The organism is Salmonella sp. SAL04214 (assembly GCF_046550615.1).
Lineage (GTDB): Bacteria > Pseudomonadota > Gammaproteobacteria > Enterobacterales > Enterobacteriaceae > Salmonella > Salmonella enterica.
Window position 1 is genome coordinate 123,751 of the sequence record NZ_JBGDXT010000007.1, and the last position, 16,880, is coordinate 140,630.

Genomic DNA, 16,880 nt, shown 5'->3' on the forward strand with positions numbered 1-16,880 from the left:
GAGTTAATCATGGTGAGTTTAGAGAAGAACGATCGTGTAATGTTGGCGCGCCAGCTGCCATTGAAATCTGTTGCCCTAATCCTGGCCGGCGGCCGCGGCACGCGTCTAAAAGATTTAACGAACAAACGCGCCAAACCAGCCGTCCACTTTGGTGGGAAGTTCCGCATCATCGATTTCGCCTTATCTAATTGTCTGAACTCCGGGATTCGCCGTATCGGCGTGATCACTCAGTATCAGTCCCATACGCTGGTGCAGCATATTCAGCGCGGCTGGTCACTGTTTAGCGAAGAGATGAACGAATTTGTCGATCTGCTGCCAGCTCAACAGCGTATGAAGGGCGAAAACTGGTATCGCGGCACGGCAGACGCGGTGACCCAGAACCTGGATATTATTCGTCGCTATAAAGCGGAATATGTCGTCATCCTGGCAGGCGATCATATCTACAAGCAGGACTACTCGCGTATGTTGATCGATCACGTTGAAAAGGGCGCGCGTTGCACGGTGGCCTGTATGCCGGTGCCGATCAAAGAAGCGACGGCGTTCGGCGTGATGGCGGTCGATGAAAGCGACAAGATTATTGATTTTGTCGAAAAACCGGCGAATCCCCCCGCAATGCCTGGTGACGCCAGCAAAGCGCTGGCCAGTATGGGCATTTACGTTTTTGACGCCGATTACCTGTATGAATTGCTGGCGGCAGACGATAAAGATGACGCTTCCAGCCACGATTTCGGTAAAGACATTATCCCCAAAATCACCCGCGAAGGTATGGCTTACGCGCATCCTTTCCCGCTCTCCTGCGTGCAGTCCGATCCACAAGCCGAACCGTACTGGCGCGATGTAGGTACGCTGGAAGCTTACTGGAAGGCGAACCTGGATTTAGCCTCGGTGACGCCGGAGCTGGATATGTATGACCAGAACTGGCCTATCCGTACGCATATGGAATCGCTACCGCCTGCGAAATTCGTGCAGGACCGCTCAGGTAGCCACGGTATGACGCTGAACTCGCTGGTCTCCGGCGGCTGCATTATCTCCGGTTCGGTGGTGGTGCAATCTGTGCTCTTCCCCCGGGTGAGAATAAATTCTTTTTGTAATATTGATTCGGCAGTGTTGTTACCTGAGGTTTGGGTAGGACGCTCCTGCCGTTTACGTCGCTGTGTTATTGACCGTGCCTGTATTATCCCGGAAGGCATGGTGATTGGTGAAAATGCGGAAGAGGACGCTCGTCGTTTCTACCGTTCAGAAGAAGGTATTGTACTGGTCACGCGTGAAATGCTGCGCAAACTGCAGGTCAAACAGGAGCGATAATGCAGGTTTTACATGTATGTTCAGAGATGTTCCCCCTGCTGAAGACTGGGGGGCTGGCGGATGTGATAGGCGCGTTGCCTGCGGCACAAATTGCGGATGGTGTTGATGTTCGCGTTCTGCTTCCAGGGTTTCCCGATATCCGTCGGGGGATACCCGATGCGCATGTGGTGAGCCGCCGCGATACTTTCGCAGGTAAGATATCGCTGCTGTTCGGGCATTATAACGGCGTGGGCATTTATCTGATCGACGCGCCGCATCTGTACGAGCGTCCAGGCAGTCCCTATCACGATACGAATTTATATGCCTATACCGATAACGTGCTGCGCTTTGCCCTGTTAGGGTGGGTCGGTTGTGAAATGGCCTGCGGACTTGATCCATTCTGGCGCCCCGACGTGGTGCACGCCCATGACTGGCACGCCGGGCTGGCGCCCGCCTATCTGGCGGCGCGCGGGCGGCCGGCGAAATCGGTCTTTACCGTACACAACCTGGCCTATCAAGGCATGTTTTATGCAAAGCATATGGATGACATCGAACTGCCGTGGTCATTCTTTAATATGCATGGGCTGGAGTTCAACGGACAACTCTCCTTTTTGAAGGCCGGTTTGTACTATGCCGACCATATAACGGCGGTGAGCCCGACCTATGCGCGTGAAATTACTGAACCGCAGTTTGCTTATGGTATGGAAGGCCTGCTGCGCCAGCGTCATCTGGAAGGGCGCTTGTCCGGCATACTGAACGGCGTGGATGAGAAGATCTGGAACCCGGAATCCGATCTGCTGCTGGCGTCGCGCTACACGCGCGATACCCTGGAAGAGAAGGCGGAAAACAAACGTCAGCTACAAATTGCGATGGGGTTGAAGGTTAACGACAAAGTGCCGCTGTTCGCCGTGGTAAGCCGTCTGACCAACCAGAAAGGTCTGGATCTGGTGCTGGAGGCGTTACCGGGGCTGCTGGAGCAAGGCGGGCAGTTGGCTCTACTCGGCGCGGGCGATCCGGTGCTTCAGGAAGGGTTCCTCGCGGCGGCGGCGGAACACCCAGGGCAGGTTGGCGTACAGATCGGCTATCACGAAGCTTTCTCGCATCGCATTATGGGCGGCGCGGACGTCATTCTGGTGCCCAGTCGTTTCGAACCGTGCGGCTTAACGCAGTTATATGGCTTAAAGTATGGCACGCTGCCTCTGGTGCGGCGTACCGGGGGGTTGGCCGATACGGTCTCCGACAGTTCGCTGGAAAATCTGGCGGACGGTATCGCCAGCGGTTTTGTCTTCGAAGACAGTAACGCCTGGTCGTTGCTACGCGCGATTCGGCGTGCTTTTGTGTTGTGGTCACGGCCTTCGCTTTGGCGGTTTGTACAACGGCAGGCGATGGCGATGGATTTTAGCTGGCAAGTTGCCGCGAAATCATACCGCGAGCTGTACTATCGCTTGAAATAGTCATCCAGGAATCATTTATATGAATGCTCCGTTTACTTATGCATCGCCCACACTCAGCGTTGAAGCGCTTAAGCATTCTATTGCCTATAAGCTGATGTTTACGATTGGTAAAGACCCGGTCATTGCCAATAAACACGAATGGCTGAACGCCACGTTGTTCGCGGTGCGCGATCGTCTGGTGGAGCGCTGGCTGCGTTCTAATCGAGCCCAATTATCGCAGGAAACCCGGCAGGTTTATTACCTGTCGATGGAGTTTTTGATTGGTCGTACCCTCTCTAACGCGCTGCTCTCGCTGGGCATTTATGATGACGTTAAAGGCGCGCTGGAGGCCATGGGCTTAGATCTCGAAGAGCTGATCGATGAAGAGAATGACCCAGGGCTTGGCAACGGCGGCTTAGGACGGCTGGCGGCTTGCTTCCTGGACTCGCTGGCGACGCTAGGATTACCGGGGCGCGGGTATGGCATTCGCTACGATTACGGCATGTTTAAGCAGAATATTGTCGACGGGCGGCAAAAAGAATCTCCGGATTACTGGCTGGAATATGGCAACCCGTGGGAGTTCAAGCGCCACAATACGCGCTATAAAGTGCTTTTTGGCGGGCGCATTCAGCAGGAAGGTAAAAAAGCGCGCTGGATTGAGACGGAAGAGATTCTGGCCGTCGCGTATGATCAGATCATCCCCGGTTACGACACCGACGCCACTAACACACTGCGGCTGTGGAATGCGCAGGCCAGTAGTGAAATCAACCTCGGTAAATTCAACCAGGGCGACTACTTTGCGGCGGTGGAAGATAAAAACCACTCTGAGAACGTTTCACGGGTGCTCTACCCGGACGATTCCACCTATTCCGGACGAGAGCTACGCCTGCGCCAGGAGTATTTTCTGGTCTCGGCGACAGTGCAGGATATCCTGCACCGTCATTATCAACTGCATAAAACCTATGAGAATCTGGCGGATAAAATCGCCATTCACCTCAATGATACGCATCCGGTGCTGTCAATTCCGGAGCTGATGCGCCTGCTGATTGATGAACATAAATTTAGCTGGGATGACGCGTTTGAGGTGTGCTGTCAGGTCTTCTCTTATACCAACCATACGTTGATGAGCGAGGCGCTGGAGACCTGGCCTGTCGATATGCTGGGGAAAATTCTGCCCCGTCACCTGCAGATTATCTTCGAGATTAACGACTATTTCCTGAAAACGTTGCAGGAGCAATATCCCAACGATACCAGCCTGCTTGGACGCGCGTCGATTATTGATGAGTCGAACGGCCGCCGGGTACGGATGGCCTGGCTGGCGGTGGTGGTCAGCCATAAAGTCAACGGCGTTTCTGAACTCCATTCCAACCTGATGGTGCAGTCGCTGTTCGCGGATTTTGCGAAGATTTTTCCGACCCGTTTTTGTAACGTCACTAACGGCGTTACGCCGCGCCGCTGGCTGGCGTTGGCAAACCCGCCGCTGTCTGACGTGCTGGATGAGAATATTGGTCGTACCTGGCGTACCGATCTTAGTCAGCTCAGCGAGCTGAAGCAGCATTGTGATTATCCGCTGGTCAATCATGCGGTGCGTCAGGCGAAGCTGGAAAATAAAAAACGGCTGGCGGTAGTGATAGCGCAACAACTGAATGTGGTGGTGAACCCTAAAGCGTTATTTGACGTGCAGATTAAGCGTATTCACGAATACAAGCGGCAGTTGATGAACGTACTGCATGTCATTACCCGCTATAACCGCATTAAAGAAAATCCGGAGGCTGACTGGGTGCCGCGGGTGAATATTTTTGCCGGTAAGGCGGCTTCCGCCTATTACATGGCAAAACACATTATTCATCTGATCAACGACGTGGCGAAAGTGATTAACAACGATCCGCAGATTGGCGACAAGCTGAAAGTAGTGTTTATCCCGAACTACAGCGTCAGCCTGGCGCAGGTAATCATTCCCGCTGCCGACCTGTCTGAGCAGATTTCGCTGGCAGGGACAGAAGCTTCCGGCACCAGTAATATGAAATTTGCCCTGAACGGCGCGCTCACCATTGGTACGCTGGATGGTGCGAACGTAGAGATGCAGGAGCATGTCGGCGAGGAGAATATCTTTATCTTCGGTAATACTGCCGAAGAGGTGGAAGCGTTGCGCAGGCAGGGTTATAAGCCTCGCGACTATTATGAAAAAGATGAAGAGCTACATCAGGTACTGACGCAGATTGGTAGCGGCGTCTTTAATCCGGAAGAGCCAGGTCGTTACCGCGATCTGGTAGATTCGCTGATTAACTTTGGCGATCACTATCAGGTGCTGGCGGACTACCGCAGCTACGTGGACTGCCAGGATAAGGTGGATGAGTTGTATCGTCGCCCGGAAGAGTGGACGACGAAAGCGATGCTCAACATTGCCAATATGGGCTACTTCTCATCGGACAGAACCATCAAAGAGTATGCCGAAAATATCTGGCATATTGATCCGGTGCGGTTGTAGCGGTTTAACGCTTGAGAACGGGGCCAAACGGCCCCGTTTTTTATCGTGGTATATTCGGGGGGTATGCCGATATTCGTCTGCTGAATCTGTTAGCGGCACTTGGTCTCTGTCATGGAAAAAGGGTTGAGTACTGGTGTATAGTATTAGCAGAAAAATCCATAATTAATTGATAATAATATGAAAAAGATTACGACATCTATTCCGGCTCTCGATAAAATTATGCGCGTATTTGCTTACCTTCTGGAGTGCGATGGCGCAACGTTTACCCAGATCCATCAAAATTCAGGGATTGCGAAAAGCAGTACCTCATCTTTGCTCAACGGCATGGTGGAGCATGGGTTATTACGCCAGGAAAAAGACAAGTATTATCTGGGGCTACGCCTGTATGAATTAGGTAATAAAGCGGCGGAACAGTATGACATTAAAAAAATCGCGTTACCGATTCTTGAAGAGATTCGCGATAACACCGGCCTGACCTGCCATCTTGGCGTTCTGGAGGGCGATGCCCCTATTTACCTTCTGAAAGTCGAAAGCCCACAGGCTATTGTGATTCGAAGCTGGGAGGGCAAGCGCCTCTCATTACATAGCTCAGGGCTGGGAAAGGTGCTGATTGCATGGCTTAGCGGGGAAGAGCTGGAGGAGTTGCTGCCTCCAGATCAGATATTAACGCGTTTTACGGATACGACGATCACGGATGTGAATATCCTTAAGCAGGAGTTAGCAGGAATTCGCCGTCGCGGCTGGGGTTATGATAACGAAGAAGACTCCCTTGGCGTGCGCTGCATTGCGGTGCCGGTATTCAATACGCAGGGGAAAGTGATCGCCGCCCTGAGCGTATCCGGCGTTACGTTCCAGATCCCCGATGATAAACGCGAGTCGCTTGCTACGCTGATGATGGATGCCAGCCGTAGCCTGACGCGTCTGATGTGCTGAAATAAAAAGACATAGCGGGCAAGAAGCCCGCTTTCGTCATCGCTTAAAGTCCCGCACGCTGTAAGATCTGCTTCAAATTCGAAATATGTTCTTCATTTGCCGGAAAAACGGGGGGCATTACATGAGTTGAAATATCGACTCCGCTAAGCTGAATTGCCTTTTTGATTATCCCGAAGAAAGGTGAATCCAGGCTGTAAATAGTGGAAAGCGCGGACAGCCGGCGCTGTAATCCGAACATTGTCTCATACTCTTTTTCACACCACGCGCGGTAGATCCCGCAGGTTAGCTGCGGCGCAAAGTTTGCTGTCGCTGGGATCCCGCCGTTGCCGCCTAAGATAAGCGTATCCATCATATATTCATCATAGCCGGAGAAAATAACGAAGTCCGGACGCACTGGCCTGACATTATTGATGATTTCACGAATATGGCTGATATTATCAACGGTATCCTTAATGCCGATAATATTGGGGTGATCCTGCGCCAGCCGGGTAATTAAATCAACGCTAAGGTCCTGTCCCGTTAATGCTGGAAAGTTGTAGAGAATGACCGGGCTTTTTATGTTATTAGCCACGGTTTTGAAATGATGATAAATATACTCATCGGTCAATCTGGCATAGTAGGGATTGAGTACCAGCACGGCATCGACTTCGAGTCGGTCGGCATGTTGACCATACTCAATCACTTCCTGCGTGCTGGTGCTGCTAATACCTAATAGTACTGGAATACGGCGGTTAATATGACGGACGCAAAACTCTGCGGTTTCCAGACGCAGCGCATTGGTCATATGGCAAAATTCCCCCCCGCTGCCCAGCAGTAATACGCCATTGACCTTGCTTGCAATAAGATGATCCAGCAAGGTTGCCATGCCGACTTTATCTAACTCTCCCTGCGCATTAACAATGGTCGGAACTGGCGGAAATACGCCGTGAAATTTCGTAATCTGAGTCATGTATTGATCCTTAAAACAGGCGAGCCGTAGCCCGCCAGGGATATTATTTAAGCCAGGCTCCGGCCATTAATGATGTTGCATTAGCGGTGAACTGTTTAAAGACGCCGCGACGGTTTGAATAATCAGGTTTCTTCCAGCTTGCTCGACGCTCTTCAAGACAGCGGCGTATTTCCTCTTCTGTTTTAGGCATCCCGTCGATCCCTACAATATTGAGCTTGCGGCCTTTCACATCCATTTCGATTAAATCACCATCTTCCACCAGGGCAATCGGCCCGCCATCAGCGGCTTCTGGCGAGACGTGTCCGACACATGGCCCGCTGGTCGCTCCAGAGAAACGACCGTCGGTAATCAATGCGACTTTTCCGTCGAGGCGTTTGTCATACACGATGGCATCGGTGGTCATCAGCATTTCCGGTGCGCCAGAGCCTTTTGCGCCTTCGTAGCGAATGAAAATGACGTCGCCGGGTTCGATATGGTTATGGATGATGGCCTGCTGAGCGTCTTCTTCGGAGTTAAAGACCCGAGCAGGACCGGTATGGTGGTGCATATCCGGCGCACAGGCCGCGTATTTAATGACCGCTCCTTCAGGCGCGATGTTGCCTTTCAGTACCGCAATCGACCCTTTTTTGGTGGCATTTTCTGGTTTACGGATCACCTCCTCCGGACTGACTTTGTAATTGTTGAGGTAACCGTGGTTGCGGGTAAAGAAGCCGGATTGATGGAGCATTTCCAGGTTGTCGCCGAGCGTACGGCCAGTCACGGTAAGCACATCAAGATCCAGATAATCGCGCAGATACCATTGCACCATTGGCACGCCGCCAGCGAACCACATCATTTCGGTAACGTATTCACCGCTGGGCTGAATATTGGTCAGATAAGGGATTTCGTTATTGATCCGATCAAACAGTTCGGGCTTCAGCTCCCATCCAAGTTCATGAGCGATGGCCGGAAGGTGGATCATCGCATTGGTGCTGCCACCAATAGCAGCATGGACTTTGATAGCATTTTCAAACGCCGCAGGAGTCAGGATCTTATGGGTGGTGATATTTTTCTCCGCCAGATATAGCGCCTGGTGGCCTGCAGTTCTGGCAACGCGGCGAATTTCCGCCAGGGTCGATGGCAGCAAAGCGCTGCCTGGCAGGGCCAGCCCCAAGGCCTCTGACATGCACTGCATGGTACTGGCCGTTCCCATAAACTGGCAGGCTCCGGCGGTGGGGCAACCGCATTGCTGCATGGCTTCCACTTGCTGAATGCCGATTTCGCCTTTCTTCAACTTAGCAGTGATCCCGCCGAGGTCAGAAGTACTCATATTCGGTGCCGGACGCATAGAACCGCCGGGAATATGCAGCAGCGGCAGGTTCAGGCGTGCGGCGGCAATCAGATGCGCCGGGATAGATTTATCGCAGCTTGAGATCAGAATACCGGCATCATAAGGCACCACTGAGGCATGAATTTCGACCATGTTGGCAATAGCTTCTCGAGATGCCAGAATGTAATTCATCCCATCGTGGCCCTGACCCCAGCCGTCGCAGATATCCGTCACATGGTGACGGACGGCGCGACCGCCGCTTTCATGAACACCCAGCACGGCTTCATCGCCCAGTTGGTTAAGATGGAAACTGCCCGGATGACTTTCGCCATAGCAATCATCCACCAGGACCTGCAGTTTATTGACATCTTCTTTGCTGTAATTCATTCCAAGACGCAGGGCGTCGAGCTGCGACCACAGGTCGCGAGCATGTTGACATTTTTGGCTCATTTGGCGATTCCTTCCTGTTTAAGTGACGCACCCGGCGTCGAGGTGTTAGGTGTGTTACTGCTACCTGCAGGACGAGCGGTAACAGAAGGTAAGCTGAAAAGCAGTCCAACGGCGATAAGCAGGGCGGCAACCAGTACGGTCATTCCTGCTGTTTGCGAGAACGTCACCGTTAACAGCCCGACGAGGTACGGACCGATAAAGCCGCCAATGTTGCCCAGGGCGTTGATCGTGCCGCGCACGCCGCCCAGAACGTTGGGGGCGAAGAGTAATGGCGGCAGCGTCCAGAATGGACCGGCATAGGCTTGCAGGAAGAACCCGCAAATAACCATCATGCCGTAGGCGAGCCAGACGTTATCTTTCAGTAATAAGGAGAGGGCGAGGCAGACCGCGAAACCCAGCAGAGGAATAGCCGTGTAAAGGCGGCGATTCATCGTCTTATCACACCATTTGGCGATGTAATACTGACCGATGATGCACAGAACGTAAGGCGCCGCAGTGAGTACCCCAACGATGGTCATGCCGCTGCCGGTCAGGTGTTTAATCAGATTTGGCATCCATAGCGCGAAGCCATAGAAGCCGACCTGTACGAAGAAATAGATACCGACAAGCTTCCACAGGTTGATGCTTTTTAATACGCCGCGAATGCTGCTTTGCTCTCCGCCAATACTCAACGCGCGATCGGCCAGCAATTTTTGTTCGATCCAGGCGCGCTCTTTCGGATCCAGCCACTTTGCCTGATGCGGGTGATCGGAAACCAAAGGTAGCCAGACAAAGAGCAGTCCCAGAGAGAGCAAGCCTTCGATGATAAACATCTCTCGCCAGCCGTAGGTTTCAATAAGCCAGCCGGAAAGCGGCCCGGTAATAATAGAAGCGACGGCCAGGTTCATCTGGAAATAGGCGATAGCCCTGGCGCGCTCCTCATTTGGGAACCAGTGGCCAATCAGCGCCAGAATGGCGGGATACACAGCACCTTCCGCCACGCCGAGCACAAAGCGGATAATCAACAACTGCGTCGGTGTCTGAACAAAACCGGTCAGCAGGGCAAAGCCACCCCAGGCGACGATTGTCCAGGCAATTAACTTTTTGGCGCTTAGCCGCTCGGCTATCTGACCGCCGGGAATTTGCAGGAAGATATAACCAATAAAGAAGATCCCGGCGACCAGACCGGCAAAAGAAGCCGTCATGCCTAAATCTTCATCCATGCCGCCTGCGATCCCAATGGCGATATTGGTCCTGTCCATATAGGCCACGATATAAACGAGGATCGTGGCTGGAATAATATGCAGCCAGCGCCCTCGTGTGGTCGGTTTCTCTATTTCAATGCTCATCATTGCATCCCTTTAGTATCAAAAATGTGTTCTGTATATGGAACTACTGTTCTGTATATTGACACTATGCCGACGTATTCATACAGCGTCAATTCCATACTCTAAGGAAGGTTATATTTTGTGATTTGCTTCAAAAATGAACGGAGATAAGGTGAGAAAGAGCGGATAACCCAATGGAAACTGCTCATCGGTCTAATACATAGCCAAAATTGTGCGCTGCCTCACAGGATAAGATGATGCTCTCACCTGGTCATTGTGCGTTCAGAGTAAACAGCATTAAATTCTTTATGTGGAATTTGTGTTCTGTATATTGAACTTTAATGCTTTTTAAGGAGAAACAATGGTTACTACCGCGATCTTTCCGTCACGATATGTTCAGGGTAAAGGAGCATTGACAACGCATCTCCCGCAGGAATTGGCCGCACTCGGTCATAAGGCGCTGATTTTGCAGGATCCTGTTGTTCACAACACCTACCGGGATACAGTTGCAACAGCACTGCACGGGGTGATTGAATTTGATATCGAAGTGTTCAGTAGCGAGTGCAGTGATGAGGAAATTGCTCGCATCTCCGCACGCGCGCAGGAAATTGGCGCCGATGTGATTGTCGGTATGGGGGGCGGGAAAACCCTGGATACGGCAAAAGCAACCGGCGCCAGCCTGCGGCTGCCTATTGCCGTGGTTCCTACTCTGGCCTCAACGGATGCGCCGTGCAGTTCACTGGTTGTTATCTATACGCCAGAAGGGCAATTCAAACGCTACCTGATGATTCCACGTAACCCGACGCTTGTGCTGGTGGACAGCAGTATTATTGCTGCCGCGCCGGTACGCTTTTTGGTTTCCGGGATAGGCGATGCGCTGGCAACCTGGTTTGAAGCGGAAGATTGCCGCATCAAAGGGGCAGGCAATATGACCACCAGGCCAGGACCGATGACCGCATTTGAGCTGGCGCGCTTTTGCTACACCACCTTAATGCGCTATGGGCGCCTGGCGAAGCTTGCCTGTGAACAACATCAGGTTACTCCGGCGCTCGAACATGTTATCGAAGCGAATACGCTATTATCCGGGCTCGGTTTTGAAAGCGGTGGGCTGGCGGCGGCGCACGCTATTCATAATGGTCTGACGGTACTGCCCGCCACGCACAAATACTGGCATGGGGAAAAGGTTGCGTTTGGCACGCTGGCAATGCTTATGCTCACCGATAGAGCGCCTGAGCTTATCGAGGAGGTTTATCAATTTTGTGAAGATATAGGCTTGCCCACCACGCTGGCGGATATTGGTCTGGCTGGCGTTAGCGATGATGAACTGCTGGCCGTTGCCAGAGCGTCTTGTCAAACAGGGGAAACGATGCACAACGAGCCGTTTACCATTACGCCGGAGGCTGTGCAGGCGGCATTGCGGGCCGCCGATGCTGTTGGGCAGGCGCGGAAAAAGATCGATCTTGCAGGTTAATGTGAGCCTGTAAATAAAAAACGGCAGCCGGAACTTTCAACTTCTGTCTGCCGCTATCGTGAATGTTTTAACGTCGCGATTTCAGAAAAATGCATGGGGGGTGCTCAGGACTACCGGGTTTATACTTCCGCTATCGCAGGGATTAGCGGATAGAAAAATGAAAAATGCTAAGTGGCTTTTTTTGTCAATCATAATGGCGTTTATCGGCGTGCCGCTGCTGGTGAACATTATTACGATTATCGTGGGGGGAATGTGGGCGTGCATTAGCGTTCTTGAAAATAGTATCCCCGTCGCGCAATCTATTGAGAAGGCGACCATTATCCCGGTAGCGCTTCTGGGCGCAGGGTTAATTTTTCTCTGTGGCCGGATATGGGGAAAGGGAAATGCATCAGAGGTAAATCCAGAATGGCGTGATTGCTGCCTGCTTATGCCCGCTCTGGTAGTGCTGATGGGGTGGGTCATCCTGATGTTTCTCACCGATCTTAATATTCGCGCGATAGGGCGTAAACCCATCGCCCAGGTGGTGCAAACGCTTTGGTTAGTACCCAGCGTAATATCCTTTTTCAACGGCTGGGTATGGGCAGTGTTGCTCATCCCGGTTGGCTCGCAGCTCTGTTTTGCATTAGGGTATGGCGGTGCGCGTTGGGGAGTGCTACGCGGCGGTGCGGGCTACACTTGTCGTAATCTGCTGGTGATTTGCCTGCTGTTTTTCGGGAGCTGTGCCGTATACCAGTCACATCTTTATGCCGTGAAGTATCCCGCTCCCGAGAGCAGTGAATATCTTTATTTCCGCGATTATCAGGCGCACACATGGGGCAACAAGCTAACCGGGCTGCGCGATGAACCGACACTTTTGCTCACCCAAAATTGGCCGCGGCTCGATGGCGCAACGGCTGGCTTGCCGTTATACGCCTCGGCTTTTTATGCGCTTACGCGCTTTCCAGATGATATCTGCCCTGAAGACTACCTTGAAAACCAGGGAACCATTGAAGCCTATCAAAATATCCTTAACGGTAATGCCGATCTTATTTTTGTCGCCCAGCCTTCCACTGCTCAAAAGCAATTGGCCGAGGCCAGTGGCGTAAAACTGGTTTACACCCCCTTTGCACGTGAAGCGTTTGTGTTTATCGTCAACCAAAACAATCCCGTGTCATCGTTGAGTGATGTACAAATTCGCGGTATTTTTAGCGGAAGAATCACCCACTGGAATGAGGTGGGCGGAGAGGCAATCGACATTAAGCCCTGGCAGCGACCGGAAAACTCTGGCAGCCAAACGGCGATGCTGGCGAAGGTAATGAAAGAAACAAAGCTGATGCCAGCGCAAACAACATCAGTGGCAACCGCGATGGGGGAAATGGTGGATATCGTGGCTGAGTATCGCAATACGCACAACGCCATTGGCTATACCTTTCGTTATTACGCTACGCAGATGCACAGCAATAAAGAGATTAAATTACTGGCGATAAACGATGTTGCGCCGACGGTTGAAAATATTCGTAACGGCAGTTACCCGTACACGGTTGATGTTTATATGGTTACCCGTGAACACCCCACAGCGGAAACACAAAAGCTGGTGGACTGGTTTCTAAGCCCGCAGGGGCAGCAGTTGGTGCAGGATGTGGGATATGTGCCGCTGTATCCGGCCGCGAAATAAAGGGACTAAATGGAAGATGTTAAATTATATGTGGAACTGGTTGGCGTAGACCCGATCAGCGGCGCTGGTATTCGTATTGCACGGCGTGAATCCACTTCGTGGCATAAAGATATTGTTGCTGAGCTGATTAATCAGGTTCTCCGGTGTGGCGCGGCATTAATCATCGTCGCTGTGCTGACCGCCTGCGATGATCGCCAGGTAAGCTATTTTCCTGATTATGCCGCCATACCCGAGCAGTCCGGTATCTGGACCTGGCTGCCTGTGTTCTTTCCATCGTCCGCCAGTGAAATAGAGATGACGTTTAACCTGGACAGCAATCTTTTTTATGCTGACTTTAGCGTGGCCGACGGTGATAAACGCGCGCATTTTGAAAGCGTGCTGGGGGAGGAGAGCGTGGTTCATTATGTCAACTTTTCTCATAAAAGCTGGTGTAAAACGGGGAAAACTCTCTGGAATAGCGAAGCGCGGGCAAAACCCTTCTTTATTACCCAAATAAGTGTCGATCGCTACCGTATCACTAATCATATGCCCGGCTGTACAAAACCCGGCGAGTGAATGCGGTATGTGGCGAAAAGGGCGGTATAAACCGCCCCGGATTTTATTACGACGCCAGTGAAAGTTGGTGTTTCTCAATATACGCCGCCAGCCACTGGGTGATGCGGGACTGCTGCTCGGCGGTCAGCCACATGCCTTCTTTGGTGCGACGCCAGATAGCGTCTTCAGTACGGCGCACCCATTCGTGATCCACCAGGTACTTGAGTTCCGCTTCGTAAAACTCATGACCGAAATCTTCGCCTAAATCAAGCAGCGACGTGGCTTCGCCGAGAATCCACTCCGTGTTGCTGCCGTAAGTGCGCGAATAGTGACGCGCCAGCGATTCCGTCAGGAATGGGTAACGACGACGCAGCTTCGCCGCGTAATCTTCGCGGCTGCCGTCGATGTCGCCGCCGGGCAGTACGCACGTTTTGGTCCATGCCGGGCCGATGCCTGGATAATAAGACGCCAGTTTTTCCATCGCATGTTCGGCCAGCTTACGGTAGGTCGTGAGCTTACCGCCAAACACGGAAAGCAGCGGCGCTTTGCCGTTTTCATCATGAATATCAAGGGTATAATCGCGAGTGATCGCCTGCGGTGAGTCGGACTCATCATCGCACAGCGGACGGACGCCGGAGTACGTCCAGACGATGTCATCGCGCCCCAGTTGTTTCTGGAAGTGCGCGTTATAAACCTTCAACAGGTAATTAATTTCGCTCTCTTCAATTTTTACCGCTTTCGGATCGCCTTTATATTCGACATCGGTTGTGCCAATGATCGAAAACTCTTCCATCCACGGAATGACAAAGACGATACGCTTATCTTCGTTTTGCAGAATATACGCCTGCTTCTGATTATGGACGCGCGGCACGACGATATGGCTGCCTTTGATCAGGCGGATGCCATACGGCGACGGCAGGTGCATCCCTTCGTCGAAGAACTGTTTGACCCACGGTCCGGTGGCGTTAACCAGTCCGCGCGCCTGCCAGACATATTTTTTACCGGTGTCGATATCTTCCGCTTCGACAATCCACAGGCCATTTTCCCGACGAGCGGCGGTTGCGCGAGTACGGGTAAGGACTTCGCCGCCTTTACGCACCACCATCTGTGCGTTAGCCAGCACCAGACGCGCATCGTCTACCCAGCAGTCGGAGTATTCGAATCCGCGCACGATTTCAGGTTTGAGCACCGAATCTGCGCCAAACCGCACACCGGTGGAACCGGGTAAACTGGTACGTTTGCCGAGGTGATCGTACATAAAAAGACCGATACGGATCATCCAGGCCGGACGTAAATGCGGGCGGTGCGGCAGACGAAAACGCATCGGGAAGGCGATGTGCGGCGCCATTTTCAACAACACCTCACGTTCTGCCAGCGCTTCGCTGACCAGGCGGAACTCGTAGTGCTCAAGGTAGCGTAAGCCGCCGTGGATAAGTTTCGAACTGGCGGAAGAGGTTGCGCAGGCCAAATCCTGCGCTTCCAGCATGAGTACGGACAAACCGCGTCCGGCGGCATCAGCCGCGATGCCTGCACCGTTAATGCCCCCGCCTATCACGATCAGATCTTTGGTTTCCATGCTGCCCTCTTGCACTTTCGTTAAAGTTCAAAAATGTTCGTTATCGAACATAATAGCAAAGAAACGCGCTATTGGTAACATCGAAAAAACATTTTAGAGTGATATGTATAACATTATGGCGTTAAGCTACTCCGTCAACGTACACTGGGCGATAAAATGCCTTAATTGGCTTCACCGGCAATAATGAAAGAGCGATTCATGGAACAATTTGAATGTATCACTGTAGAAGAGGCGTATCAGAAACTGCACCAGGGCGCGGCGGTGCTGGTCGATATTCGCGATCCGCAAAGTTATGCCATGGGTCATGCGCCGCAGGCGTTTCACTTGACTAACGATACGCTGGGCGCGTTTATGCGTGAGCATGGTTTCGATACCGCGGTGATGGTAATGTGCTATCACGGCAACAGTAGTAAAGGCGCCGCGCAGTATCTGCTCCAGCAAGGCTATGATGCGGTTTACAGCATTGACGGCGGGTTTGAGGCCTGGCATCGCCGTTTCCCTGCCGATGTCGCGAATGGCGCGTAATCCCATAAAGATGCAGCCTCCGACGAGAAGGGTATATATACTGTCTTCTTTTGTATGGACTAAGCGACAGCAATAATGTTGATGATTACTTCCTTTGCGAATCCTCGCGTGGCGCAGGCATTTGTTGATTACATGGCCACCCAGGGCGTCATTCTTACTATTCAGCAACATAATCAAAGCGATATCTGGTTGGCAGATGAATCGCAGGCCGAACGTGTGCGGGTCGAGCTGGCGCGGTTTATAGAAAATCCCGGCGATCCGCGTTATCTGGCGGCTAGCTGGCAGTCCGGGCAGACTAACAGCGGGCTACGCTACCGCCGTTTTCCCTTTCTCGCCACGCTGCGTGAACGAGCCGGCCCTGTTACCTGGATCGTGATGCTCGCCTGCGTGCTGGTCTATATCGCGATGAGTCTCATCGGCGATCAGACGGTGATGGTGTGGCTGGCGTGGCCGTTCGATCCGGTTTTAAAATTTGAAGTCTGGCGCTACTTCACCCATATCTTTATGCACTTCTCACTGATGCATATTCTTTTTAACCTGCTGTGGTGGTGGTATCTCGGCGGGGCGGTAGAGAAGCGCCTGGGCAGCGGTAAATTAATCGTCATTACGGTGATAAGCGCGCTGCTAAGCGGCTATGTACAGCAGAAATTTAGCGGCCCGTGGTTTGGCGGGCTGTCCGGCGTCGTCTATGCGCTGATGGGTTACGTGTGGCTGCGCGGAGAGCGCGATCCGCAAAGCGGAATTTACCTCCAGCGCGGCTTAATTATTTTTGCATTATTGTGGATAGTCGCTGGTTGGTTTGACTGGTTTGGCATGTCTATGGCGAACGGCGCGCACATCGCCGGGCTTATCGTCGGTTTAGCGATGGCCTTTGTTGATACGCTGAATGCGCGAAAACGAACGTGAGGCGTATCCGGCCTGTGGTCGAGATATTTTTCCAGGCCGGGTAGGGCAAATGCCGCTATCC

General features: G+C 52.4%; 13 protein-coding genes. 9 read left to right on the top strand and 4 right to left on the bottom strand.

The window, feature by feature from the left end; genetic code table 11:
* Positions 1-9: 9 nt before the first annotated feature.
* The 4 genes from glgC (at position 10) to ACLJQD_RS13735 (ending at position 6,138) form a co-directional block, all read left to right on the top strand.
* Positions 10-1,305 (top strand): glucose-1-phosphate adenylyltransferase, encoded by a 1,296-nt coding sequence (glgC, locus tag ACLJQD_RS13720; protein WP_000253994.1) that lies wholly within the window; start codon positions 10-12, stop codon positions 1,303-1,305.
* Entirely contained in the window at positions 1,305-2,738 is a 1,434-nt protein-coding gene (gene glgA, locus ACLJQD_RS13725; protein WP_001197669.1) for a glycogen synthase GlgA, read from the top strand. The genes glgC and glgA overlap by 1 nt, the downstream gene beginning before the upstream one ends.
* A gap of 19 nt (positions 2,739-2,757) precedes the next feature.
* Positions 2,758-5,205: a glycogen phosphorylase gene (glgP, locus tag ACLJQD_RS13730; RefSeq protein ID WP_000993424.1), complete on the top strand. Its 2,448-nt coding sequence runs from the start codon at positions 2,758-2,760 to the stop codon at positions 5,203-5,205.
* Positions 5,206-5,382: 177 nt separating this feature from the next.
* On the top strand, positions 5,383-6,138 hold the full coding sequence (locus ACLJQD_RS13735; protein WP_000724553.1) for an IclR family transcriptional regulator: 756 nt from the start codon (positions 5,383-5,385) through the stop codon (positions 6,136-6,138).
* 43 nt (positions 6,139-6,181) lie between these two features.
* Here ACLJQD_RS13735 and ACLJQD_RS13740 read toward each other — a convergent pair whose 3' ends face one another.
* From ACLJQD_RS13740 to ACLJQD_RS13750, 3 genes are read right to left on the bottom strand one after another with little or no spacing between them, the layout of a single operon-like run.
* Positions 6,182-7,087, bottom strand: coding sequence for a dihydrodipicolinate synthase family protein (locus ACLJQD_RS13740; RefSeq protein ID WP_017441606.1), 906 nt, complete (start codon positions 7,085-7,087; stop codon positions 6,182-6,184).
* Between the two features lie 43 nt (positions 7,088-7,130).
* Positions 7,131-8,846 (bottom strand): dihydroxy-acid dehydratase, encoded by a 1,716-nt coding sequence (gene ilvD, locus ACLJQD_RS13745; RefSeq protein ID WP_000078494.1) that lies wholly within the window; start codon positions 8,844-8,846, stop codon positions 7,131-7,133.
* On the bottom strand, positions 8,843-10,177 hold the full coding sequence (locus tag ACLJQD_RS13750; RefSeq protein ID WP_001518078.1) for an MFS transporter: 1,335 nt from the start codon (positions 10,175-10,177) through the stop codon (positions 8,843-8,845). Before ACLJQD_RS13750 ends, ilvD begins: the two co-directional genes overlap by 4 nt.
* 337 nt (positions 10,178-10,514) lie before the next feature.
* Between ACLJQD_RS13750 and ACLJQD_RS13755 the strand changes: the two genes are divergently transcribed.
* The 3 genes from ACLJQD_RS13755 (at position 10,515) to ACLJQD_RS13765 (ending at position 13,833) form a co-directional block, all read left to right on the top strand.
* Positions 10,515-11,624 carry a glycerol dehydrogenase gene (locus tag ACLJQD_RS13755; protein ID WP_000258842.1) on the top strand — a complete coding sequence of 370 codons (1,110 nt, stop codon included), beginning with the start codon at positions 10,515-10,517 and terminating at the stop codon, positions 11,622-11,624.
* Positions 11,625-11,781: 157 nt separating this feature from the next.
* On the top strand, positions 11,782-13,278 hold the full coding sequence (locus tag ACLJQD_RS13760; RefSeq protein ID WP_017441605.1) for a PstS family phosphate ABC transporter substrate-binding protein: 1,497 nt from the start codon (positions 11,782-11,784) through the stop codon (positions 13,276-13,278).
* Between the two features lie 9 nt (positions 13,279-13,287).
* Positions 13,288-13,833, top strand: a complete 546-nt coding sequence (locus tag ACLJQD_RS13765) for a hypothetical protein (RefSeq protein WP_017441604.1) — start codon at positions 13,288-13,290, stop codon at positions 13,831-13,833.
* Positions 13,834-13,879: 46 nt separating this feature from the next.
* On the opposite strand, the gene glpD is transcribed toward ACLJQD_RS13765, so the two are convergent.
* A complete protein-coding gene (glpD, locus tag ACLJQD_RS13770; protein ID WP_017441603.1) occupies positions 13,880-15,388 on the bottom strand; it encodes a glycerol-3-phosphate dehydrogenase in 1,509 nt (502 codons plus the stop codon).
* A 198-nt stretch (positions 15,389-15,586) separates the two neighbouring features.
* Here glpD and glpE point away from each other — a divergent pair, with 198 nt between their 5' ends.
* Both glpE and glpG read left to right on the top strand, forming a co-directional pair.
* Positions 15,587-15,913: a thiosulfate sulfurtransferase GlpE gene (gene glpE, locus ACLJQD_RS13775; protein WP_000434523.1), complete on the top strand. Its 327-nt coding sequence runs from the start codon at positions 15,587-15,589 to the stop codon at positions 15,911-15,913.
* A gap of 75 nt (positions 15,914-15,988) precedes the next feature.
* Positions 15,989-16,819 (top strand): rhomboid family intramembrane serine protease GlpG, encoded by an 831-nt coding sequence (glpG, locus tag ACLJQD_RS13780; RefSeq protein WP_000928702.1) that lies wholly within the window; start codon positions 15,989-15,991, stop codon positions 16,817-16,819.
* The last annotated feature ends 61 nt before the right edge of the window (positions 16,820-16,880 follow it).